This is a genomic window from Arthrobacter koreensis (genome assembly GCF_035792275.1).
GTDB lineage: Bacteria > Actinomycetota > Actinomycetes > Actinomycetales > Micrococcaceae > Arthrobacter_B > Arthrobacter_B koreensis_A.
The window spans coordinates 1-21,470 of record NZ_JAMWKK010000022.1; the positions used below are offsets into that span (position 1 = coordinate 1).

Annotated in this window: 21 protein-coding genes and 1 other RNA gene; 6 read left to right on the forward strand and 16 right to left on the reverse strand. The window is 66.0% G+C overall.

Translation table 11 applies throughout. The features are described 5' to 3' along the window. Nucleotides 1-177: 177 nt before the first annotated feature. The 7 genes from purL to NGB94_RS16255 form a co-directional block, all read right to left on the reverse strand. Nucleotides 178-2,487 (reverse strand): phosphoribosylformylglycinamidine synthase subunit PurL, encoded by a 2,310-nt coding sequence (gene purL, locus NGB94_RS16225; protein ID WP_325791748.1) that lies wholly within the window; start codon nucleotides 2,485-2,487, stop codon nucleotides 178-180. Further along, entirely contained in the window at nucleotides 2,487-3,260 is a 774-nt protein-coding gene (gene purQ, locus NGB94_RS16230; RefSeq protein WP_418910674.1) for a phosphoribosylformylglycinamidine synthase subunit PurQ, read from the reverse strand. The genes purL and purQ overlap by 1 nt, the downstream gene beginning before the upstream one ends. 2 nt (nucleotides 3,261-3,262) lie before the next feature. Continuing rightward, nucleotides 3,263-3,517 carry a phosphoribosylformylglycinamidine synthase subunit PurS gene (gene purS / locus NGB94_RS16235; protein ID WP_091600688.1) on the reverse strand — a complete coding sequence of 85 codons (255 nt, stop codon included), beginning with the start codon at nucleotides 3,515-3,517 and terminating at the stop codon, nucleotides 3,263-3,265. Nucleotides 3,518-3,699: 182 nt separating this feature from the next. Continuing rightward, nucleotides 3,700-4,473, reverse strand: coding sequence for an amino acid ABC transporter ATP-binding protein (locus NGB94_RS16240; RefSeq protein WP_325791749.1), 774 nt, complete (start codon nucleotides 4,471-4,473; stop codon nucleotides 3,700-3,702). After that, nucleotides 4,460-5,128 carry an ABC transporter permease subunit gene (locus NGB94_RS16245; protein WP_325791750.1) on the reverse strand — a complete coding sequence of 223 codons (669 nt, stop codon included), beginning with the start codon at nucleotides 5,126-5,128 and terminating at the stop codon, nucleotides 4,460-4,462. The genes NGB94_RS16240 and NGB94_RS16245 overlap by 14 nt, the downstream gene beginning before the upstream one ends. Nucleotides 5,129-5,136: 8 nt before the next feature. Next, nucleotides 5,137-5,922 (reverse strand): amino acid ABC transporter substrate-binding protein, encoded by a 786-nt coding sequence (locus NGB94_RS16250; protein WP_325791751.1) that lies wholly within the window; start codon nucleotides 5,920-5,922, stop codon nucleotides 5,137-5,139. A gap of 83 nt (nucleotides 5,923-6,005) precedes the next feature. After that, nucleotides 6,006-6,431 (reverse strand): hypothetical protein, encoded by a 426-nt coding sequence (locus NGB94_RS16255; protein ID WP_325791752.1) that lies wholly within the window; start codon nucleotides 6,429-6,431, stop codon nucleotides 6,006-6,008. A gap of 142 nt (nucleotides 6,432-6,573) precedes the next feature. On the opposite strand from NGB94_RS16255, the gene NGB94_RS16260 reads away from it, so the two are divergent. Then, a complete protein-coding gene (locus NGB94_RS16260; RefSeq protein ID WP_325791753.1) occupies nucleotides 6,574-7,101 on the forward strand; it encodes a DUF4442 domain-containing protein in 528 nt (175 codons plus the stop codon). Here the strand turns inward: NGB94_RS16260 and NGB94_RS16265 are convergent. From NGB94_RS16265 to NGB94_RS16285, 5 genes are all read right to left on the reverse strand, one after another. Beyond that, complete coding sequence (locus NGB94_RS16265) at nucleotides 7,064-7,552, reverse strand: serine protease inhibitor (RefSeq protein ID WP_325791754.1); 489 nt, start codon at nucleotides 7,550-7,552, stop codon at nucleotides 7,064-7,066. The genes NGB94_RS16260 and NGB94_RS16265 overlap by 38 nt on opposite strands. A gap of 67 nt (nucleotides 7,553-7,619) precedes the next feature. Further along, nucleotides 7,620-8,144: an SRPBCC domain-containing protein gene (locus NGB94_RS16270; protein ID WP_325791755.1), complete on the reverse strand. Its 525-nt coding sequence runs from the start codon at nucleotides 8,142-8,144 to the stop codon at nucleotides 7,620-7,622. Further along, nucleotides 8,081-9,073: a 3-methyladenine DNA glycosylase gene (locus NGB94_RS16275; RefSeq protein ID WP_418910675.1), complete on the reverse strand. Its 993-nt coding sequence runs from the start codon at nucleotides 9,071-9,073 to the stop codon at nucleotides 8,081-8,083. Before NGB94_RS16275 ends, NGB94_RS16270 begins: the two co-directional genes overlap by 64 nt. Before the next feature lie 24 nt (nucleotides 9,074-9,097). After that, nucleotides 9,098-11,092: a BCCT family transporter gene (locus NGB94_RS16280; protein WP_325791757.1), complete on the reverse strand. Its 1,995-nt coding sequence runs from the start codon at nucleotides 11,090-11,092 to the stop codon at nucleotides 9,098-9,100. Nucleotides 11,093-11,251: 159 nt separating this feature from the next. After that, nucleotides 11,252-11,713: a MarR family transcriptional regulator gene (locus NGB94_RS16285; RefSeq protein WP_325791758.1), complete on the reverse strand. Its 462-nt coding sequence runs from the start codon at nucleotides 11,711-11,713 to the stop codon at nucleotides 11,252-11,254. Between the two features lie 76 nt (nucleotides 11,714-11,789). Between NGB94_RS16285 and NGB94_RS16290 the strand changes: the two genes are divergently transcribed. From NGB94_RS16290 to NGB94_RS16300, 3 genes are all read left to right on the forward strand, one after another. Then, nucleotides 11,790-12,005 carry a hypothetical protein gene (locus tag NGB94_RS16290; protein WP_325791759.1) on the forward strand — a complete coding sequence of 72 codons (216 nt, stop codon included), beginning with the start codon at nucleotides 11,790-11,792 and terminating at the stop codon, nucleotides 12,003-12,005. An 81-nt stretch (nucleotides 12,006-12,086) separates the two neighbouring features. After that, nucleotides 12,087-12,317: a hypothetical protein gene (locus tag NGB94_RS16295; protein WP_325791760.1), complete on the forward strand. Its 231-nt coding sequence runs from the start codon at nucleotides 12,087-12,089 to the stop codon at nucleotides 12,315-12,317. Nucleotides 12,318-12,497: 180 nt separating this feature from the next. Next, complete coding sequence (locus NGB94_RS16300) at nucleotides 12,498-12,974, forward strand: VanZ family protein (protein WP_325791761.1); 477 nt, start codon at nucleotides 12,498-12,500, stop codon at nucleotides 12,972-12,974. 6 nt (nucleotides 12,975-12,980) lie between these two features. Here NGB94_RS16300 and NGB94_RS16305 read toward each other — a convergent pair whose 3' ends face one another. Beyond that, nucleotides 12,981-14,267 (reverse strand): aspartate kinase, encoded by a 1,287-nt coding sequence (locus tag NGB94_RS16305; RefSeq protein WP_325791762.1) that lies wholly within the window; start codon nucleotides 14,265-14,267, stop codon nucleotides 12,981-12,983. 270 nt (nucleotides 14,268-14,537) lie between these two features. Between NGB94_RS16305 and NGB94_RS16310 the strand changes: the two genes are divergently transcribed. Both NGB94_RS16310 and NGB94_RS16315 read left to right on the forward strand, forming a co-directional pair. Then, entirely contained in the window at nucleotides 14,538-15,473 is a 936-nt protein-coding gene (locus NGB94_RS16310; RefSeq protein ID WP_325791764.1) for an ABC transporter ATP-binding protein, read from the forward strand. Then, nucleotides 15,470-16,531 (forward strand): ABC transporter permease, encoded by a 1,062-nt coding sequence (locus NGB94_RS16315; protein WP_325791765.1) that lies wholly within the window; start codon nucleotides 15,470-15,472, stop codon nucleotides 16,529-16,531. The genes NGB94_RS16310 and NGB94_RS16315 overlap by 4 nt, the downstream gene beginning before the upstream one ends. 17 nt (nucleotides 16,532-16,548) lie before the next feature. Here NGB94_RS16315 and recR read toward each other — a convergent pair whose 3' ends face one another. The 3 genes from recR to ffs form a co-directional block, all read right to left on the reverse strand. Continuing rightward, nucleotides 16,549-17,145 carry a recombination mediator RecR gene (gene recR, locus NGB94_RS16320; RefSeq protein WP_055240637.1) on the reverse strand — a complete coding sequence of 199 codons (597 nt, stop codon included), beginning with the start codon at nucleotides 17,143-17,145 and terminating at the stop codon, nucleotides 16,549-16,551. 47 nt (nucleotides 17,146-17,192) lie between these two features. Next, the gene (locus NGB94_RS16325) at nucleotides 17,193-20,447 is read right to left on the reverse strand and encodes a DNA polymerase III subunit gamma and tau (protein ID WP_325791766.1); all 3,255 of its coding nucleotides are present in this window, start codon (nucleotides 20,445-20,447) and stop codon (nucleotides 17,193-17,195) included. A gap of 77 nt (nucleotides 20,448-20,524) precedes the next feature. Next, nucleotides 20,525-20,620, reverse strand: an RNA gene (gene ffs, locus NGB94_RS16330) — signal recognition particle sRNA small type. Between the last annotated feature and the right edge of the window lie 850 nt (nucleotides 20,621-21,470).

The window sequence follows — 21,470 nt, forward strand, 5'->3', positions numbered from 1 at the left end:
CTTCGCCAACAGGGACACCCGAACACACCAAGTCCACAAAATCCGTTCGGACATGTGAGGCAAAGACCTTGACCATCAAACGCTCCATCAATCAGAACGTTGCAACGACCATATGACTTCACCCGCTTCAAACGAGCCGTAACTGGCCTCTCGATGGGTTGGGACGGGCCTGGGAGGTTAGCCGAAGTGCTTCGGCAGGGTCCCTTCGTGGGCTTCCTTCAGCTCCTCGAGGGGCAGGACGAAGTGTCCCTGGAAGTCCAGCGCACCGATCTCGGTGTCCACGACGCCGATGCGGGAGTGCGCGAAACCGCGGGCACTGCACATGTCCTTGAACCGGACTTCCTCGCTGCGGGCCACGGAGACCACGGCACGTGCCTGGGACTCGGAGAACAGCAGCGTGAACAGGTCCACGCCGTCACGCTCAGCCACTTCGTCCAGCCCGATCCGGGCGCCGACGCCGAAGCGGAGCGCCATCTCGGACAGCGCAGCGGCAAGGCCGCCCTCGGAGAGGTCGTGTGCGGAGTCGATCATGCCGTCGCGGGAAGCGTTGATCAGCAGGTCGCCAAGCAGCTTCTCCGCCTGCAGGTCCACCTTCGGCGGCTGGCCGCCCAGGTGTCCGCGCAGGTTGGCGAACTCGGAGCCGTCCAGCTCGTCGCGGGTGACGCCCATCAGGTAGATGGCCTGTCCGTCCTCGCGCCAGCCCGACGGCGTGCGGCGGGCAACGTCGTCGAACACGCCGAGCACGCCCACCACGGGGGTGGGATGGATGGCGACGCCGCCGGTCTGGTTGTAGAGCGAAACGTTGCCGCCCGTGACGGGCACGCCGAGCTCCTGGCAGCCGTCGGCCAGACCGCGGACGGCCTCGGCGAACTGCCACATGACCTCGGGATCCTCGGGGGAGCCGAAGTTCAGGCAGTCGGTGACGGCCATCGGGCGCGCACCGGAGGTGGCGACGTTGCGGTAGGACTCGGCGAGGGCCAGCTTGGCGCCCTCGTACGGGTTCAGGTAGGTGTAGCGGCCGTTGGCGTCTGTGGAGATTGCAACGCCCAGGCCGGTTTCCTCGTCCACGCGGATCACGCCGGCGTCGTCGGGCATGGCCAGGGCCGTGTTGCCCTGCACATAGCGGTCGTACTGGTTGGTGACCCAGGACTTGTCGCACATGTTCGGGGACGCCATCAGTTCCAGTACGGCCTGCTTCACAGCTTCTCCGCCGAACGGGCGCTCCGCGGAGAAGGAATCGGACTGCACGCCGTCGAGCCACTCGGGGCGGTGGAACGGACGGTTGTAGACCGGGCCCTCGTGGGCGACGGTGCGCGGATCGACGTCGACGATCGTTTCGCCGTCCCAGTCGATGATCAGGCGGCCGGTGCCGGTGACTTCGCCGAGCCAGGAGTATTCGACGTTCCACTTGTCCATGATCGCCTCGAACGCTTCCACGTTCTCCGGCGTCACGACGGCCATCATGCGTTCCTGCGACTCGGACATCAGGATTTCGCCCGGGGTCAGGGACGGGTCGCGGAGCAGAACCTTGGTGAGCTCAACATGCATGCCGCCGTCGCCGTTGGAGGCGAGTTCCGACGTCGCGCAGGAGATGCCGGCGGCGCCGAGGTCCTGGATGCCTTCGACCACGGAGGCCTTGAACAGTTCCAGGCAGCACTCGATGAGCACCTTCTCGGCGAAGGGGTCGCCCACCTGCACCGCGGGGCGCTTGGAGGGCTTGGCGTCGTCGAAGGACTCGGAGGCCAGCACGGAGGCGCCGCCAATGCCGTCGCCGCCGGTGCGCGCACCGAACAGGACCACCTTGTTGCCGGCGCCGGAGGCGTTGGCCAGACGGATGTCCTCGTGCCGCATGACGCCCACGGCCAGCGCGTTGACCAGCGGGTTGCCCTGGTAGACGGAGTCGAAAACAACTTCACCGCCGATGTTGGGCAGGCCCAGGGAGTTGCCGTAGCCGCCGATGCCGGAGACGATGCCGTGCACCAGGCGGGCGGTGTCCGGGTGGTCGATTGCACCGAAGCGCAGCGGGTCCATCACGGCCACCGGGCGGGCGCCCATGGAGATGATGTCGCGGACAATGCCGCCGACGCCGGTCGCGGCGCCCTGGTAGGGCTCCACGAAGGACGGGTGGTTGTGGGATTCGACCTTGAAGGTCACCGCCCAGCCTTCACCGATGTCCACGACGCCGGCGTTCTCGCCGATGCCGACCAGCAGGTGCTCCTTCATCTTCTCGGTGACCTTGTCACCGAACTGCTTCAGATGCACCTTGGAGGACTTGTAGGAGCAGTGCTCGGACCACATGACCGAGTACATCGCCAGTTCAGCGGCGGTGGGACGGCGGCCCAGGATTTCCACGACGCGGTTGTATTCGTCTTCCTTCAGGCCCAGTTCGGCCCAGGGCAGCGGGGTGTCCGGGGTGGACGCCGCGTGCTCAACGGTGTCGATGTTGAACTTCTTCTGCTCGGCGGTGGAGTTAGCGGACACGGTCATTATTTGCCTCCGGCAACGAGCGAGGTGAGTACAGAGCTGAAGACGCCGATTCCGTCGGTGCCGCCGCGCAGCGCGACGTCGCCGCGGGCAGAGGAATCCGGGCCGAAGCCGGCTTCCACAGCGTGTTCGGGGTGCGGCATCAGGCCGACGACGTTGCCGGCGGCGTTGGTGATGCCGGCGATGTCGCGGCGCGAGCCGTTCGGGTTGAAGCCGTCGTAGCGGAAGACCACGCGGCCTTCGCCTTCGAGCTCGTCCAGGGTCTTTTCGTCGGCGACGTACTGGCCGTCCTGGTTCTTCAGCGGGATGACCATGCCTTCGCCCTGCCCGTAGGCGGAGGTCCAGGCCGTGGTGTTGTTCTCCACGCGCAGCAGCTGGTCCCGGCACATGAACTTCAGGTGGTCGTTCTTGATCATCGACCCCGGCAGCAGGTGCGCCTCGGTGAGGATCTGGAAACCGTTGCAGATGCCGAGGACGGGCATGCCGCCCTTGGACGCGTCCACAACCTTTTCCATCAGCGGCGCGAAGCGGGAAATCGCTCCGGCGCGCAGGTAGTCACCGTAGGAGAAGCCTCCGGGGATGATGACGGCGTCGACGTCGTGCAGGTTCGCTTCACCGTGCCAGAGTTCGACGGCGGTGCCGCCGGCCAGGCGCACGGCGCGTGCGGCGTCGCGGTCGTCAAGCGTGCCGGGGAAGGTGATGACGCCAACGCGGACGGCGCGCAGGGCAGCGTCCTCGGGCGCGGCGGAGTAGTCGCCGATCAGCGGGGTGCTCAAGACTAAGCCTCCGAAATAACTTCGACGCGGGTGACGTCTTCAATGACGGGGTTGGAGAGCAGAGTGGCAGCTGCGGTGCGGGCCTGCTCGAGGATTTCGGGGGTGACGTCGCCGTCAACGGTGAGTTCGAAGCGCTTGCCCTGGCGGACCCCGGTGAAGCCGTTCAGGCCCAGTCGGGGAAGGGCGCCGGCAATGGCCTTGCCCTGCGGATCGAGGATCTCGGGCTTGGGCATGACGTCAACAACGATCCGGGGCATCGGGGTAACTCCTGTGAGTGAAAAGGGGTGGCCGCGGACCGTGCCGTCTCACGCTGATTCAGCGCTCCGCGAGCTTGCTCCTTCATTCTACGGCCGCACGCCGAGATAGCAGAAAGTGCCCGTTACAGGCCCGAAACGAGCACTTTCTGCCATCTCGATTTGGACGGAGGGCCGGGGACGGGCTAGTGGTTGAGCAGCCGCTGGACGAACTGCAGGGTGCGTTCCTGCCGCGGGGCACCAAGCACCTCGGACGGCGGTCCGGCTTCCACCACGAGGCCGCCGTCCATGAACACCACCGAGTCCGCCACGTCCCGGGCGAAGCGCAGCTCATGGGTGACCAGCAGCATGGTCCAGCCTTCGGCGGCCAGTTCCCGGATGGTTTCCAGGACTTCGCCTACCAGTTCGGGATCCAGTGCCGAGGTGGGCTCGTCGAAGAGCAGCAGGCGCGGCTTCAGCGCCAGTGCCCGGACGATGCCTACCCGCTGCTGCTGCCCGCCGGAAAGCTCGTTCGGGTAGGCGCTGGCCTTGTCCTCAAGTCCCACCCTCGAAAGCAGGGCCATTGCGTCCGCTGTGGCATCGTCTTTGGGGCGCCGCTGCACCCGCACCGGTCCTTCGATAACGTTTTCCAGCACGGTGCGGTGCGGAAACAGGTTGTAGTGCTGGAACACCATGGCGCTGTGTTCCCGCAGGCCGGAGACCGCTGAGCGGGCAGGTTTCGCACCGAAGTCCACTGTGGTGCCGCCGTCAAACTGCACGGTCCCCGAGTCCGGTACCTCCAGGCCGTTGAGGCAGCGCAGCACGGTGGTCTTCCCCGACCCGCTGGGGCCGATCAGTGCCACGACCTGGCCGCGCGGAATTTCAAGGTCTATTCCCTTGAGGACCTCCACGCTGCCGAAGCTTTTGTGCAGGCCCCGGGCACGCAGCACGGGGACCTGTGAATCTTCAGGCTGCGACATGGCGGTCCAGCCTCCTCTCCAACGCTGACTGGCCAGTCGAGAGCACCACACAGATCAGCCAGTAAATAAGGGCGGCCTCGATGTAAATGACCATGAACTCCTGGCTGAACGCCGCAATTTCCTGTGCCCGGCGGAACAGTTCCGTGACGAGGATCAGCGATGCCAGGGACGTGTCCTTGACCAGGCTGATGAACGTGTTGGACAGCGGGGGCACCGAGACCCGCGCCGCCTGCGGGAGGATCACCCGGGTCAGCGTCTGCACCGGGCACATCCGGATGGTGTAGGCGGCTTCCCACTGGCCGCGCGGCACCGAGAGGATCGCGGCCCGGATTACTTCCGCGGCGTACCCTCCCACGTTCAGCGAGAAGGCGATGATGGCGCTGGGCCACGGATTGACCAGGATTCCGATCGACGGGAGGCCATAGAAGATGACAAACAGCTGAACCAGCAGCGGAGTGCCCCGGATGATCGACACGTACGCCCGTGCGATGCCGGAGACCAGCCGGAACCTGGACAGCCGCATCAGGGCCACGCCCAGCGCCAGGACCAGTCCCGCCGCGAAGGAAATCAGCGCCAGCGGGATGGTTCCCGTAACGGCACCGCCGAGCAGGGGCAGGAAGGAACTGACTACGAGGTCCCACGTCGGCTGATCCACGGCGGTCCTTACTGCGAAACGTCTTCGCCGAAGTACTTCATTGAAATCTCTGCCAGCGTGCCGTCGTCTCGCAGCTCCTTCAGTGCGGCATTCACGGCGTCACGCAGCTCAGTGTTGTCCTTGGCGAAGGCAAAAGCCATGAGGGCCGGGTCATCGGTTTCCGCGGCAACCTGAATCGGTGCATCCGGTGTCTGCAGCATGTAGTCAAGGAAAGTCAGCCGGTCATTGACCGTCGCGTCCACGCGTCCCTGTTCCAGCAGTGAAACGGACTGTGCCCATCCCTCGACCGCTTCCACGCTGGCCCCGTTTTCCTGCGCCAGGGTGTACCAGTTGCTGGACAGTGACTGGGCGGTCGTTTTTCCGGCCAGGTCAGCGAAAGACGTGATGGCGGAGTCCCCCTCCCGCACCACTATTACCCCGGGACTCACGGTATAAGGCTCGGAAAACTCATATGATCCCTCGCGCTCCGGAGTGACAGATACCTGGTTGGCCACCATGGCGAAGCGTCCGGCGTTCAGCCCGGCGAAGAGCGCATCCCACTGTGCTTCTTCAAACTGGACCTCAACACCGAGTTTGTCTGCAACGGCTTCGGTGATCTCGACGTCGTAGCCGGTCAGCCCGCCCACACCGTTCTCGTGGAAGCTGAAGGGGCGGTATGTTCCCTCCGTGCCGACGACGATGGTTCCTTCGTCCCGGACCGCGTCAAGGCTGGTCGGTGCTGCGGCGGCGCAGGCCGCCAGGGACAGTGACGCAGCAGCGGCTGCCAGTACGGCGGTGACCTTGAAGGTGCGCATGGACCCTCCCCGGGTAATGCCGGCCCTAAACAAGCGGAGCGCTCCCGGAGAATCCGGAAGCGCTCCCACTTGGATCCCGGCGGCTAGGCCGGAAGTTCGATCTGGAACCCGCACGTGCAGCGCAGGATGTTGATTTCCAGGCGCACGTCCCCGGTGTCCGCATCCGGGTCGGTGCTCAGCGGCTCGGAGAGCGAAACCGTGCGGGTGTCCTTTGGCTTCATCGGCTCGCCGCAGTGCAGGTACTCAATATCCGCCGGTTCGGCAGTGGCCACGCGGGCCCACAGCGGGGAATGGCGGACGGGGTGGCCGTAAAAACGGTCGCACTCACCGCAGGTATAGCTGATTTCCAGGAACTCTGCCGCGTCGGCGGTCCTGGACGGTTCCACGGATTCGATGATCAGGTACTCATCGGTGCCGCAGTACGAGCACCACGGCACGTATTCGGCAGGTGCCTGCGTGCCGGCAACTGCCGGGCACTGCGGGTCTTCGGGTGTTGCTTCGATCGACAATCTGGTTCCTCCGGTTAAGCCCGGTGCGCCTGTCAAAGCGCGGTCCGTACGTGGATAGTAAGCAAGCTGATTCAATAGTAGCCCTAAGGGTGCTTACTATGGAAGTTGGAATGGGCTGGATCACACTCGATAGAGTGGACCGGTGAAACTCGTTGCTGCCCGACCGGGCCTCGTCCGGCGGTCCATGAATCTCTGGCCGCCCTTCCTCTTCTCCGGCATCAGGATCACTGAGCTGCCCGAAGATTTCCTCTCCGCCACGGTCCGCCTGCGGCTGCACTGGTGGAACCGCAACGTTGCGGGCGTGCTGTTCGGCGGCAGCCTCTTTGCCATGACGGACCCGTTCTGGATGATGCTGCTGCTGCGCCACCTGGGCAAGGAGAACGTGATCTGGGACCGGGCAGCCGAAGTCGACTTCCTCAAGCCCGGCAAGGGCGACGTCTACGCACACTTTGCCATTACGGAAGCTGACATTGAGCGGCTGCGGAAAGCGGCGTCGGGCGGCGCGAAGGTGCTCGAGTGGTTCACCGTGGAAGTCCGGGACTCCAGCGGGGACGTGGTGGCTCGCGTACGCAAGCAGGTTTACCTGCGCCGAAAGCGGGATCTTCCCGTGGCCGCAGCAGCTGAGGGAAGCGCTACATGGCCCCCATTGCCGGACCAAGCAGTCCGCTAAGCGCGTCCCAGCGGCTGATCTGGCAGCCGTCCGAAGCCGCGAACTCAGCCGCAACCTCTTCGCCCTCCACGGTTCCGCTCACAACCGCCCGCTGCGGTCCGCCGTACTGCATCGTGCAGGCGACGTCGCTGCCCGGCTCCGCGAACAGTGCGGTTCCGCCCTCGGCCAGTGCGGCGCAGGCCGCCGCAGGATCGGGTGCGCCTGATTCGCCGGCGGGAGCGGCGCCGTCGCAGGCCAGGGTCCAGGTGTCCGTGACGGCTTCGCCGTCGGCCATCAGTTCCACGCTCAGCGACGTTGCGGCCGCCGGCGGCGCGGAAGGAGAGGACGCGGTGGGCGACGCTGCCGGCTGGGTGGACGACGGCGCGCTGCCCGGATTCGAATCGGCGCAGCCCGCGAGCAGAAGTGCTGCGGCGGCAAGCGCCAGGACGGTGCGGGGCAGGCGGTTCGGCATGTGGGAGACCTTCCGGAGTCGATTGGCATACAGCCTAGCCAATGCCCGCGAGGCACGGCGCGAACGATCAGGTTGGCGGCGGGGAGGCAGCTGCGTTCCGTGCCTGCGCTGCGTAATAAGGTGCCTGGTCGAGGTAATGCTGGTCGAACTCGGGCGGGGTGCCGCCGCTGCGTGCGGTGCCGAGCCGGTCGAGGTAGTACTCCCACCCGGGACCGGTGTCCTCCGCGGCTGCCGGATCGGCAAGGTGCTGGATGAACTCGAGCCGCGTGCCGCCGTCGTCCTCCCACAGCCGGACCTCCAGGTCCCAGCTGCCTCCCTCGTCCTCCATGAGGACATGCAGGCGCTCCCGCGGCACGCATTGGGTGAGCCGGGCACGGCTGCTTGGCTGCTCTTCTTCGTAGAGCATCTGGAAATCGAAGTCCGAGCCGGGTTCCGGAGTGCCGTTCCAGCGTCCGATCCACCCGGCAGCCTGCTCCGCATTCGTGAAACTCGGCCAGACCTCTGACGGAGTGCCGGTGAACCGCCGGGTCAGGACCAGGTTGTAGGAGTCTTCTCCGGTGCGGTGGACCCGGCCGGTGGGTTCGGGCTGCATAGCTGCTCCTGGAAAGGATCAAGCAGGTCCAGGATGCGGACCCGCAGCTGCTGCGATTCCTCGGTGAAACCGCGTTGCAGGGAAGCGTACGCCGCCCGCCCCGCCGGCGTCTCTACCTGGATGGGTTCATAGCCCCAGTCCTGCAGATCATACGGAGATGCCCGCATATCCATTTCACGGATGCGCCAGGCCAGTTCGAAGCAGTCCATCACCAGGTCACCGGGCAGCAGCGGTGTCAGCTTGTAGGCCCACTTATACAGGTCCATGTTCGCGTGCAGGCAGCCGGGCTGTTCAAGATCGCGCTGGTTTTTCCGCGTGGGCGCCAGCTCATTGAGGGAAATGGCTTCGGGTGCGTAGAACCGGAACGCATCGAAGTGGGTGCAGCGGATCCGGCTCTGCTCCACCAGGTCATTCGTCCCCTCTGCCCCCAGCCGCAGCCCGAGGTATTCATGCCGGATGCCGTTCACTTCTGACTTGTAGGCCATGGCCCACTCGTGCATGCCGAAGCAGCCGAGGGACGGTTTGCGCGCAGCGGTGCGCGAGAGCAGCATCCGGGTGAAACCGGCGGCTGTTCCGCGGGCTGCAGCAAATCCGGCCAGGTCCACCGTGACGGCAGGGGTTTCCGGATCCAGTCCGAGGGCCACCAGTTCCTCCGGCGCCAGGGTGCGGTAGAACTTCCAGCCCGCCCGCTCCGCCGCGGCGGCACCGGTCAGCACGACGCCGGCACCCGGGTGCCAGCGCAGCAGCTGGCCTGGTTTCAGGGAGTAGTAGGTAAAGAGGAAGTCCTCCACCGGATGTTTCTGCCCGGCGGACCGCCGGCGCAGGAAACCGTCCGTAAACGGGCGCACCCGCTCCTGATAGGCGGCCTGGCGTGGAAGCCAGGCTTCCTCAGGCAGCACGGCGGAATAAGAGAGGCTCACGGCCCCCATTATCCCGCCATGCGGCCCGCCCTCCTAGCTGACCGGTGTGGACCGTTTATCCCCGGACACTCCGCTGTCGTCGTCGCTGTCCCCCTCGGCGCCGGCGCCAGCCGCGCCGGGTTCTGCCGGGGTGCCGGAACCGCCGTCGGCGGTCCATCCGTCGGCATACTCGCCTGACTCATAGTCATAATCCACCGGCTTCCCGTCTTCATCGGTCCGCTGGTACCAGTCCGTGACGGTCTTGTTGTGGGAGTCGAAGTCGGCGCCGGCGCCCTGGCCCTGCGGGGCCTTCTGCACGGAGATCGCGAAGTCGTCGCCGTGTTCGTCGATGCCGGTGCGCACCGCCTGCTCAAGGGCGGCAGATGCGTACTCCCGGCGGATGATCAGCGGATCGGTCTGCAGATCCCGGGTGAAAGCGACCATCATCAGCGCCAGGATGACGGCGAAAGGAAGGGCGGAAACGATAATCAGGTTCTGCAGGCCGGACAGCGCCTCATTGCCGCCCACCAGCAGCATGACGACGGCGATGCCCATCATGGCCAGGCCCCAGAAGACGGTGACTTTCCGGTCCGGCTCCGGCTTGCCGCGCTGGGAGAGGCTGCCCATGACCAGCGAGGCGGAGTCGGCGGAGGTAATGAAGAAAATGGCGATGCAGAACATGGCGAGGAACGGTGTGATGGTTCCCAGCGGAAGGCCGTCCAGGATCTGGAAGAACAGGGCTTCCGGGGCTCCGTCGGCGGAGATATCCGCGCCCTGCGTTCGCATCCAGATCGCCGTGCCGCCGAAGATGCCAAAGGCAATCACGCACACCAGGGTGGGCACCACCAGGACGTACTGCACGTATTCGCGCAGCGTCCGGCCGCGGGAGATCCGGGCCAGGAAGATGCCGACGAACGGGGACCAGGAAATCCACCAGGCCCAGTAGAAGACCGTCCAGTTGGCGGAGAAGTCGGCTGCCTCAGCTCCCCACGACGGTCCCTTGCTCATCAGGTGCAGTAGGTCGGAGAGGTACTCAGTGATGGAAGCGGGAATCAGGTTCAGCAGGAACAGCGTGGGCCCGGTCAGGAAGATAAAGACCACCAGGACAATCGCCAGGGACATGTTGATGTTGGACAGCCGGCGGATGCCACGGCCAATCCCGGAAACAGCGGAGGCAATGAACGCCGCCGTGAGTACGGCGATGATCCCGATCAGTGCCGCATTGGGCAGCTGGCCGATGCCGCTGACGATTTCAACGCCGCGGCCAATCTGGAGAGCGCCGATGCCAAGCGACGCTGCCGTGCCAAAAAGGGTGGCGACAATGGCGAACATGTCGATGAGCCGCCCGGCAGGTCCATCCGCCTGCCTGCGTCCGAGCAGCGGGGTGAAGATGGCGCTCATCAGCGGGACCCGGCCGCGGCGGTAGGAACCGTAAGCCACGGCCGCGCCCACCAGGGCATAGATGGCCCAGGCGTTGAATCCCCAGTGGAAGTAGGTCTGGGCCATGGCTTTGTGCAGGGCTTCGGTCGTTTCAGGCTGGGCCTCGCCGGGAGCCGGTGACATGAAATACGTCAGCGGCTCGAACGGACCGAAGAAAAACAGGCCGATCCCCACACCTGCGGAGAACATCATGGCTACCCACGAGAACTTGGAATACTCGGGTTTTTCCCCGTCGACGCCGAGCGGGATTTTGCCGTAACGGCTGAAGCCGATGAAGAGCATAAACACCAGGATCACTACCAGCAGGGAGCTGAAAAGCCAGCCCGTATTCGTGACGACCCAGCCCAGGGCAAGGTCGGAGACCGATTTCAGCGTCTCCGTGGAGAAGACGCCCCAGCCCACGAAACCAAGGACCAGCACTGCGGCGACGCCGAAAACCAGGGGATCGGTCCCATAACGGACGCGCTGGTCGTCAACGGCGATTCCGGGCACCAGACCGGGGTGGGTGTCATGCGGGTATTTCTTCTTTTCCCTGCGCAGCACGCGGGCAGCGCGCTGGCCCATTGAGGCTTTGGGCTGTTTTTGCCTGGCTGAAGGCGGTGTTGCCACGGGAATCTTCTCCTTGGGGCAGGCATGGCGCCGCCCATGGGTGCGTTTCAGGACGCGAAGAAGAATACGCCGGATTAGTTTTAGTATTTTGGAAATCAGGTGGCTTATATAACACACTTCAATTGTTATGCCGTTGTTGCTTTTTACGAGCGAATTTGGCTATTTGAGGTCAGCGTGGCCGGCCGGCTCCTGGGTGGCCCCGATGAGCCTGCGCATCGAAGCGTTGAGTTCCAGGACTTCTTCCCGGCTCAGCTGCAGGCGCTCCATCATGGCACCCGGAACGGCAAGGGCCTTCCGGCGCAGCGTGCGCCCGCGTTCGGTCAGGTCCACGGCCAGCGAGCGGTCATTGTCAGGCGCCCGGTTGCGTGAGACCAGGCCGGCGCTCTCCATCCGCTTGAGCATGGGGGAGAGGGTGGCCGGTTCCATCAGGAGTGCCTCACTGAGGTTCCGCACCGTGCGCGGGCTCTGCTCCCACAGGGCCAGCAGCACCAGGTACTGCGGATGGGTGACGCCCAGGTCCTCCAGGACGGGACGGTACGCCCCAACTACCGACCGGGATGCGACGGACAGGGCGAAGCACAGCTGGTGTTCCAGCAGCAGATCATCGTCGACCGGATCCATGGCCGCCTCCTCAATGTTTAGTGCACTAACAATTAGCGTACTATAGATCACAGGTACACCTCGGAAGGGACATCTCATGGCAGCTCGGGAAAGCTTCACCGCGAAATTCATGCGCGCAACCGGCAAGGCACGGCTGATTTTCGGACCCGCCCAGAGCTCTTCCCTGACCCATGACATGACCGAGGAGAACAAGCGCCTCCTCGAGGTCCAGCAGGCCGAGGAGAAGGCAAAGTGGGAAACTGTGAAGCGCGCTGACGGCAGCAGCTACATCCTGCCCCGCAAAGCGGACTGACTTTCCGAAGCCGGGGTCTTTTTCCGGGCCGGAATCCTATCCTGTAGGGACCTGCACTGGTCCTTAAAGGAGGGGATCCACATGGCAACCATGCCGGAGCCGGGCAGCGGCAGCGAGCCGAGGCTGCCCGAAGACGAAATACCGGAAAACCAGTCCGGACTGCCGGACTACGTCGTCGAAATAGACAGCGCAGGCCACCACTACGGAGTGGACCGGGAGTATGTGGACGGCAAGCCGCACCGCGAACCGGCCGAACCCGTGGTGTACCAGGACTATTTCCACGCACCGCTGTTCCGCGAGCACCTGTACTGAGTCCTGGTGGGAACCGAACGCCACGGCTGTATCCGCCGGTGATCTAGTATGTGAGCAGGTTCCCGTCGGAGAGGTGCTGCAGCATGGTCAAGAAGGAAAGCCGGGTGTCCCGCCTCAGGCGGCGCCTCTGCATCATCCCCAGCGGTCGTTATTAGCCATTTTCTGAGCACCCACGCGTGGATGGGGCAGACCGCGTTCATAGCGCTCGTCGTCGTGGGGCCACTGCTTGGCGTCTGGCTGTTGTCCCGTCCAGGGACGGCCCGGCGGCTGCTGCGGATTACGGCCGCGGCGGTCCTGCTTCTGACCCTGTTTCCCACGACCTACCGTACGGTGGAAACACGGTGCCTGGTGGACGGCGGGCTGGCCCACCTGGCGGCACCGGAACCGCTGGCCAACGTTGTGCTGTTTGTTCCGCTGGTCCTGCTGGCCGGCATCCGAACCAGGCGGCCCCTTGCCATGTTCCTGGCCGGCAGCGCGCTGTCCGCACTGATTGAGGCGGTCCAGGCGCTTGTTCCCGTGCTCGGCCGCAGCTGCACTACCGGAGACTGGCTGGCCAACAGCGCCGGCGCCCTGACGGGCGCCGTGCTGGCAGCAACAGCCCTGTGGATTCACCGGGCCCGCAGCAGGCGGCGTCTCCCGGAGGAATCCCCGCTCTAGCTGCGGTTAGCGGCCGGTGCCGCCGTATACGGTTGCTTCCGCTTCGCCGTCGAGCCCGAATGCTGCGTGCACCGCACGCACCGCGTCGTCGAGCTTGGATGCACTGGTGACCACGGAGATGCGGATTTCCGACGTGGAAATCATGTCGATGTTCACGCCGGCCAGGTGCAGCGCCTCAAAGAAGCGGTGCGAGACGCCCGGGTTGGAGCGCATGCCGGCGCCGATCAGGGAGAGCTTGCCGATCTGCTCGTCGTAGTCGATGCTGTCGAAGCCAACCTCGGCCTTGGCGGCGTTCAGCGCTGCCATGGCGGCCTGGCCGTCAATGATCGGCAGGGTGAAGGAAATGTCCGTCCTGCCCGAACCCTTGGTGGAGACGTTCTGCACAATCATGTCGATGTTCGTGTTGGCGCCGGCAACAATGCCGAAGATCTCCGCGGCCTTGCCGGGGATGTCCGGGACACCCACGACGGTGAGCTTGGCTTCGGAGCGGTCATGCGCGACGCCGGAAATGATGGGCTGTTCCAAGGGTTCTCCCTCTTGAATCTTGATCTTGTCATCCGGGCTGGGCAGTACCCAGGTCCCCTCATGCTGGCTGAAGGAGGACCGCACATGCAGCGGCACTCCGAAGCGGCGGGCGTATTCCACGCAGCGCAGGTGCAGGATCTTGGCACCTGAAGCCGCCATCTCCAGCATTTCCTCGCTGGAGATCTTCTCGATCTTCTGGGCGGTCGGCGCCACGCGAGGGTCAGCGGTGTAGACGCCGTCCACGTCCGTGTAGATCTCGCAGACGTCGGCGTCGAGCGCTGCGGCGAGGGCGACGGCGGTGGTGTCCGAACCGCCCCGGCCCAGGGTGGTGATGTCGTGGCTGTCCCGGCTCATGCCCTGGAAGCCGGCGACGATCGCGACGTCGCCCTTTTCGATGGCCGTCTTAATGCGGTGCGGGGACACGTCGATGATGCGGGCCTTGCCGTGGATCGCGTCGGTGATCATGCCCGCCTGGCTGCCGGTGAAGGACTGGGCCGAGGCTCCGAGTTCATTGATGGCCATGGCCAGCAGGGCCATGGAGATGCGCTCCCCGGAGCTCAGCAGCATGTCCATCTCACGGGGATAGGCGCCGGTGGTGATCTGTCCGGCCAGGTCCAGCAGTTCGTCGGTGCTGTCGCCCATCGCGGAAACCACCACAATGACGTCGTTGCCCGCCTTCTGGGTGTCCACCACGCGCTTGGCGACGCGCTTGATGCCTTCGGCGTCCGATACGGAGGAACCGCCGAATTTCTGCACTATCAGGCTCATGCGTACACGCTCTCTGGAACTCTTCCAACTTGTTGCCCGGCGGTGCTGGGACCGCTGCGGCTCTGAATGTCCGTGGGGGCCGCGCAGCGGCGGCCAACCTTCAAAGTCTATAGCGGCCGTCCTGCGGCACCGAAATGGTGCCGAAATGCCGCTCAACCTGTCCTTAACGAATCCCGGGCATCGAAAGCCGCTTTGCTGCAGCCCGGGAAGCGCCGCGACACATTCCCGCAGGCGGACCCGGACGGGGCAGCGGGCCTATAGGGTGACCCGATGGGGATTACAGAACCGGGCGGCGTTTCCGCCGAGGGAGTTACACGCAGCTTTGGAACAGTCCAGGCTGTCCGCGGCATGACGTTCGAGGCGCCGCCGGGCGCTGTCACTGCGCTGATCGGTCCCAACGGCTCCGGCAAGACGACGCTGCTGCTTATGCTGGCGTCCCTCCTGGCCCCGGATTCAGGGCGTATCCGGATTGCCGGTGCTGATCCGATGCAGGATCCACTGGCTGTGCGCCGCTCCGTGGGCTGGATGCCGGACACCCTGGGGGTCTGGGACTCGCTGACTGCGACTGAAATCCTGGTCACGATGGGCAAGCTGTACGGTATGGCTCCTGCCGCCGCCGCGCAGCGGGCCGGGGAGCTGCTCGCCGAGGTGCGCCTGACCGACTTCGCCAACAAGCCGGCACGGGTCTTTTCCCGCGGACAGCAGCAGCGGCTGAGCCTGGCCCGCGCGCTCATCCACGATCCGGCAGTGCTTCTGCTCGATGAGCCGGCCTCCGGGCTGGACCCGGGCTCCCGGGTGGAGCTCCGGCTGCTGCTTCGGCGCCTGGCCGCTGCCGGCAAGACCATCCTGGTCTCCTCCCACGTGCTCTCCGAACTGGATGAGATGGCGGACCGCGCGGTGTTCGTCTCCGGTGGCGAGACGGTCAAGACTCAAAGCCTGGACGACGCCGGCACGCAGCTTCGCTGGTACGCCGTGAGTGCCCGGGACACCGGCGCACTGCTGCGGGCGCTGGAAGCCCGGGGCCTGGCCGCGGCCGTGGGGGAAGGAACCCGGCGCAGCCACGTGCGGGTGCAGCTGGATGGTGAGGAACAGGCAGCGGAAGTGCTGCGGTACCTGGTGCAGTCCGGCGTCGGGGTTTATGCCTTCGCGCCGGCCACCGGAGCACTCGAAGAGACTTACATGAGCCTGGAGGCCGAGAAGCCATGAGCACAGCACTCAGCGCGCAAAATACCGGACTCGGTTTCTTCAAGGGCGTAGGGGCCGTCTTTGCACTGGAGATGAAGCAGCGGCTGCGCTCCCGGGGCTGGTACATCCTGCTGGCAGTCTGGTTTGTGGTGATCGGACTGGTGGCTGCCTTCACTGCCTGGGTCACGGACCAGCAGGCCACGGCAGGCCAGGTGTTGTTCGAACTGATGGTCGCCTTCGTGCTGTTTTTCGGGCTGCTGGTGGCGCCTGCCCTGTCCGCGAACGCCGTCAACGGCGACCGTGCGGCCGGAACCCTGGCAGTCCTGCAGGTAACCCTGCTGCGTCCGGGCCAGCTGCTGGCCGGCAAGTGGCTGGCGTCCTGGGCGGCGTCCCTCGGGTTCCTGGCCGCCAGTGTTCCGTTCCTGCTGTGGGCGCTGGCGCTGGGCGGGGTGGACCCCGGCATCGCCGCGGTTTCCCTGCTGATGCTGGGCATCGAGCTGGGGGTGGTGTGCGCACTGGGCGTGGCGGTGTCCACGCTAGCGAACCGGCCGCTGTTTTCGATCGTGGTGACCTACATGCTGGTGGCACTGCTGTCCATCGGCACCGTCATCGCCTTTGGGCTGAGCACGCCGCTCGTCCGCGGAACCGTGGAGGCCAACATGCCGCAGTGGGAGGAGGACGCCTACCTTCAGCCCTCCGGCACCGAGCCTGGATTCAGCTGTGTGGGCCCGCTGTTCGAAGCGGATGTCTACCACACGGACCGGACCGCCTGGCTGCTGGCCGCGAACCCCTTTGTAGTCCTGGCAGACGCCCTGCCGTACTCTGGCGACGACCTGAGCGGAGGCCCGCTGCAGGGAATTGGCGAGGCTGTTCGGTACGCACAGGCAGGAGCCGAGTCCAGCGGACCGCAGTGCATCAACGGCGAGCCGCGCGATTACGGCGTTCCGGCGTCGTCGTTCCCCGTCTGGCCGCTGGGGCTGGCCGTGCAGTTCGCGGGAGCGGCGCTGGCACTGGTGCTGGCCTGGCGCCGGCTGCGCACGCCCGCACACAGGCTCGCAGCCGGAACCCGGATCGCCTAGTACCCGGCGGGGGGTGCCTAGCTGAGGCTGCGCCGTCCTTCGAAGGCGCGGCCCAGGGTAATCTCGTCGGCGTATTCAAGGTCGCCGCCGACGGGCAGTCCCGAAGCCAGCCGGGTAACGGTAATGCCGAGGGTCTTGAGCATCCGGACCAGGTAGGTGGCCGTGGCCTCGCCTTCCAGGTTCGGGTCCGTGGCGATGATGATCTCGCTGATCTGCTCATCGGAGAGCCGGCTGAGCAGTTCACGGATGCGCAGCTGGTCCGGTCCGATGCCGGCGATGGGATTAATGGCGCCGCCGAGGACGTGGTAGCGGCCGCGGAAGGAACGGGTGCGCTCGACGGCGATCACGTCCTTGGACTCCTCGACCACACAGATCATGGTGGGGTCGCGGCGGGGGTCCCGGCAGATGTTGCAGGTCTCCTGCTCGGTGACGTTGCCGCACACCTGGCAGAACTTCACCTTTTCCTTCACTGTCACAATGGCCGAAGCCAGCCGGGACATGTCCTCGGCGTTGGACTCAAGGATGTGGAACGCGATCCGCTGGGCCGACTTCGGGCCCACGCCGGGGAGGCGGCCCAACTCGTCGATCAGTTCCTGAACCGCACCTTCGTACACGTGGCCTTCTTAGGGAAATAGTTGTTGTTCCGGTTAGTTGCTGACGGCTACCGGTGGACGCCGTGGCCGTCGAGGCTGCGTTCCTCAATCAGCCGTCCGCCCAGGATCCGCTCGATTGCCTTGCGGCCAACCAGCCCTGAATCTTCAAGCGTTACATCGTCGGCACTGGGTACATCTTCGACGTAGGCCAAGTCTACGTTGCCGCGGGCCGCGGCGGCCGGGGCCCCGCCGCCGCGCTGGGCTGCCTCATTGAGCAGCTGCTGGTAACGGCTGAGCTTCTGGCCGGGGGCCGGCTGGCGCTTCACCTCAGGCTGTCCGGCCTGGCCCGCCGCGTTCGCCGGTGCGCCGGGCCGGGGTGCGGCGTTCCCGCCGGTTCCCGGTGCTGCCGTGTACGCGGAGGCACCTGCTGCCCCCGGAGCAGTGCCGCTGCTGTTTGGGCTGGAGGCCTTCGGATCTGCCTCCGGTGCCTGGGCAGCGAACGGGGACGCGGTGGAACCGTGCGCTAACGGCTGCGGTGCCGGTCCGCGACCGGATCCGGCTGCGCCGTGGACCGGGGTGCGGGCTGGGGTGCCGGATCCTGTGCCGGGGCGCGCCGCAGTGGTTCCGGCCCAGTTGGTGGTGGCCCATTCTTCGTCGCTGACGGCGCTGCTGACATGGATGTCGTCAGGGACGGCAGCGGTTTCCCAGGCACTGCTTTCGGGTACGTCGGCCGGCTCGGAAGGTTCCTGCGGCCAGTCCTCGGGCAGCGGTGCTGGGTTGCGGGCCGCCACGGGAGCGGAGCGCTGCGGACGGGGCGCTGGCTGCGGGCGCTCCTGGCCTGAACGTGCCGGGGCCGGTTGCGGTGCCGTCTGGGCCTGGGCCTGTGCCGGGCCGGCCTGGGCAGGAGCACGGTCTGCTGCGGGGTGCTGCGAACCGGCGGCCGGAGCCGGCTGGGCCGCTTCAGGTTCCGGGCGCGCGGGCGCGGCAGGCGGAATGTTCCAGGCTGTGGCACCGGCAGCGGGGCCGCCGGCTGCCGGTGCGCCGGAGGCCGGACCGCCCGTGAAGGGAGCTCCGCCCGTGGACGGACCGCCCGTGGCCGGGAGGCCACCTGATCCAGCGGATGGCTTTTCCGGACCGCCCGTCTGGGCCTGCGCTGCTGCCGGGGCAGCCTGCGGAACCGCATCAGCCGGGGCCGCCTGCGGAACAGCGGGAGCCGGGGCAGCCTGAGGAGCAGCGGATGCAGCCTGGCGCGTTGCGGGAGCGGAAGCCGGTGCGGGTGTCTGCGCCGGCGTGGTCAGCCGGCTACCAGCTTTTGGGCCGGGTTCACCCGCTGACGCGGAGCTGTCATGTACGGCATTGACCTGGCAGTCCACGCCCAGGACCTGGTGGATGGCCTTGCGGAGGTTCTCCAGGTGGTCCGGACGGTTGAAGTTCGTTGCTGCACCCGGGTTGGAGAAGGCCAGTTCCAGCACCCGGCCGTCGAAGGAACGCGGGGAGGCGTTCTTGCTGACGTTCAGCCAGGTGGCCCGGCGGATGCTGGTCAGGGCGTCCATGATCTCCGGCCATGCACGGCGGATCATTTCCACCTGGCCCGGGCCGGCAGCAGCTGACGGGGCGGCCGGCGCATTCACGGCCGAGTCGCCCTGCTGCGCCGGAGCCGCGGACTGTGCCGGTGCCGGGGGCTGCACGGATGCGTCCGTCGGAGCGTTCGAAGGGGCAGATGTGTGGTCGGGGCCGGGCTGGGGACCCTGCGGCCGTGAGACATCCGCAGCAGGCCCACGCTGCTGGGCGGACTGCTGTCCCTGCTGCTGCGAGGCGGCCTCCATGGAGACGTCGTCCCAGGTGCGGCCGGGTGCCGCGGCAGGGGACGCCGCATTTGGCCCGCCGTCGGCCGCAGGTGCCTGACGGGCGCCGGACGCTGCGGGAGCGGCCGGGGCTGCCGGGGTGGCCCAGGTTCCGCCCCAGTCGGCTGCCCCATTTGAATCGGTGCCCAAGCCCGCAGCTGCGGCGGCCGGGGCTGCCTCCGGAGCGGCAGGTGCCGGGGCCGCCGGCGACGGTGCCTGCGGAGCGGCCTGCTGTGGGGCGCCGGCTGAAGGAGTGTTTTCGGGTGCCTGGGCTGCGCGCTGCTGCGGGATGGCGGTGGCCGGGGCGGCGTCGCCCGCGTAGCTCAGCCGGCGCTCAATCCGGTCCACCCGGGCCGCAGTTCCGCGTTCGGACTGGTCGGCTGCGGGCAGCAGGATCCGCGCGCAGAGCAGTTCCAGGTGCAGGCGGGGCGAGGTTGCGCCGGTCATCTCGGTCAGCGCGGTATTGGTGATGTCCGCGGCCCGGGAAAGCTCTGCGCCGCCAAACTGGGCGGCCTGCGTGCGCATCCGGTTGATCTGGTCTTCGGGCACACCGCGGAGCACGGCGGCAGCGGCGTCGGGCATTGCATTGACCACGATCAGGTCCCGGAAACGTTCCAGGAGGTCTTCCACGAAGCGGCGGGGATCCTGCCCGGTCTGGATGACCCGGTCCACAGCGCTGAAGACGGTGGCGGCATCGCCGGCGGCAAAGGCATCAACGACGTCGTCGAGCAGTGCCACATGGGTGTAGCCAAGGAGATTCACGGCCAGTTCATAGTCCAGGCCGGATTCCCCGGCGCCGGCCATGAGCTGGTCCAGGACGGAGAGGGAGTCACGGACGGATCCGCCGCCGGCGCGGATCACCAGGGACAGCACGCCCGGGGCAACCGGGACGCCTTCCTGCACGCAGAGCTTCTCGAGGTAGGCCAGCAGCGGCTCCGGCGGAACGAGCCGGAAGGGGTAGTGGTGGGTGCGGGAACGGATGGTGCCAATGACCTTGTCCGGTTCCGTGGTGGCGAAGATGAACTTGATGTGTTCCGGCGGCTCTTCCACGATCTTCAGCAGGGCGTTGAACCCTGCGGAGGTAACCATGTGGGCTTCATCGATGATGAAGATCTTGTAGCGGTCCCGGACGGGGGCGAAGGTGGCGCGCTCCCGGAGATCGCGGGCGTCGTCCACGCCGCCGTGGCTGGCCGCGTCGATTTCAATGACGTCAAGGCTGCCGGCGCCGTTGCGTGCCAGCTCAACGCAGCTGTCGCACGTGCCGCAGGGCGTCGGCGTCGGGCCCTGGGCGCAGTTCAGGCACCTGGCCAGGATTCGTGCAGAGGTGGTCTTGCCGCAGCCGCGCGGACCCGAGAAGAGGTAGGCGTGGTTGACGCGGTTCTTGGAGAGGGCCGCCATCAGCGGCTCGGTGACATGCTCCTGGCCGATCACGTCCGCGAAGCTCTCGGGACGGTAGCGGCGGTAAAGGGCTGTACTCACAGATAGAACCTTATCGGTTGGCACTGACGGTTCGCATCCGGCCCGGGGCGGGGCGCAATCCCGCTGTTTCCGGATAAATTAAAGACCCCCCATGCACCTGCCAGAGCCCGCTTACCCTTGCTACCTTCCGGTCCTGGGGGAGTTCACAGGATGACACCACATGAGGGGCCGGGAACAAGTCTACCCGATTTTTCGGGTGCCTTTTCCGTCGTCCGGGGAGGCCCCGGGGATGCGGGAACAGGGAACGTACGACGGCGGCATCCAGTTCTGCGGCCGACTGCGGGCAGGTGCCCCGGGGCGCCTGTGGAACCCTGCGCACGTCCTATATAGGCCCCCTATATAGGACCCCTGTCTTAGGATGGCCGGCAGGGAGCAGCGGCGGCGCCGCATTGGGCCGGCCCGGGTGCCCGTTCTCCACTGTCCTGTTTCCCGGATGTACCCCCAGGGCGGGCGGCCAGGCGTCCCGCGTTCCTGCAGGGGGTCATCAGCACGCGTATATATAGGGAGCCTGGGAAATATCCCGAACAGCGCACGCGGCGTGGTTTTGCGGGCCTTTGAACAGGACCGAAAATTCATCAGCCGGATGATGATTCCAGAGGTGTCGCAGGACACGTAATCCTGATTTGCGCAGCGGCCCCGGGGCCTGTAATGTTTTCTGAGTCGCCGCGGCCGGGACGCTCACGGAGCTCCTGAAGCATGGCGGCCAAACCCCAACTTTCTTTCGATGGTTGATCTGCTGCGTGCCTTGTGTGCCGGCGGGAAACCTGGGACTGGATGCTGGGTTCGGAAGGGCTTGAATAGCCGGTTTGGATGGAATTCTTCGGAATTCACCGAATTGCTAAAACGGCCCGGATGGAATATGCTGGTAAAACACCACAGCGGTGCGAAAAGAAAATAAAGTTCCCGGTTGGGAATGGTTTTTCCGAGTAGGCCGGATGTGCCTGTTGTTTGAGAACTCAATAGTGTGCCAAGTTTATTGATACCGATTATTTATTGATTGGTTGAATTGGCTGTCCTGCCCAC

What these genes read in the sequence shown, in the direction of transcription:
- NGB94_RS16270 (WP_325791755.1), bottom strand. Translation starts at nt 8,144, where the DNA reads ATGCAGCCCGAACCCACCGGCCGGGTCCACCGCACCGGAGAAGACTCC.
- NGB94_RS16315 (WP_325791765.1), top strand. Translation starts at nt 15,470, where the DNA reads ATGAGCACAGCACTCAGCGCGCAAAATACCGGACTCGGTTTCTTCAAG.
- purL (WP_325791748.1), bottom strand. Translation starts at nt 2,487, where the DNA reads ATGACCGTGTCCGCTAACTCCACCGCCGAGCAGAAGAAGTTCAACATC.
- NGB94_RS16240 (WP_325791749.1), bottom strand. Translation starts at nt 4,473, where the DNA reads ATGTCGCAGCCTGAAGATTCACAGGTCCCCGTGCTGCGTGCCCGGGGC.
- purS (WP_091600688.1), bottom strand. Translation starts at nt 3,517, where the DNA reads ATGCCCCGGATCGTTGTTGACGTCATGCCCAAGCCCGAGATCCTCGAT.
- NGB94_RS16295 (WP_325791760.1), top strand. Translation starts at nt 12,087, where the DNA reads ATGGCAACCATGCCGGAGCCGGGCAGCGGCAGCGAGCCGAGGCTGCCC.
- NGB94_RS16300 (WP_325791761.1), top strand. Translation starts at nt 12,498, where the DNA reads ATGGGGCAGACCGCGTTCATAGCGCTCGTCGTCGTGGGGCCACTGCTT.
- NGB94_RS16250 (WP_325791751.1), bottom strand. Translation starts at nt 5,922, where the DNA reads ATGCGCACCTTCAAGGTCACCGCCGTACTGGCAGCCGCTGCTGCGTCA.
- NGB94_RS16310 (WP_325791764.1), top strand. Translation starts at nt 14,538, where the DNA reads ATGGGGATTACAGAACCGGGCGGCGTTTCCGCCGAGGGAGTTACACGC.
- NGB94_RS16275 (WP_418910675.1), bottom strand. Translation starts at nt 9,073, where the DNA reads ATGGGGGCCGTGAGCCTCTCTTATTCCGCCGTGCTGCCTGAGGAAGCC.
- NGB94_RS16305 (WP_325791762.1), bottom strand. Translation starts at nt 14,267, where the DNA reads ATGAGCCTGATAGTGCAGAAATTCGGCGGTTCCTCCGTATCGGACGCC.
- NGB94_RS16290 (WP_325791759.1), top strand. Translation starts at nt 11,790, where the DNA reads ATGGCAGCTCGGGAAAGCTTCACCGCGAAATTCATGCGCGCAACCGGC.
- NGB94_RS16265 (WP_325791754.1), bottom strand. Translation starts at nt 7,552, where the DNA reads ATGCCGAACCGCCTGCCCCGCACCGTCCTGGCGCTTGCCGCCGCAGCA.
- NGB94_RS16285 (WP_325791758.1), bottom strand. Translation starts at nt 11,713, where the DNA reads ATGGATCCGGTCGACGATGATCTGCTGCTGGAACACCAGCTGTGCTTC.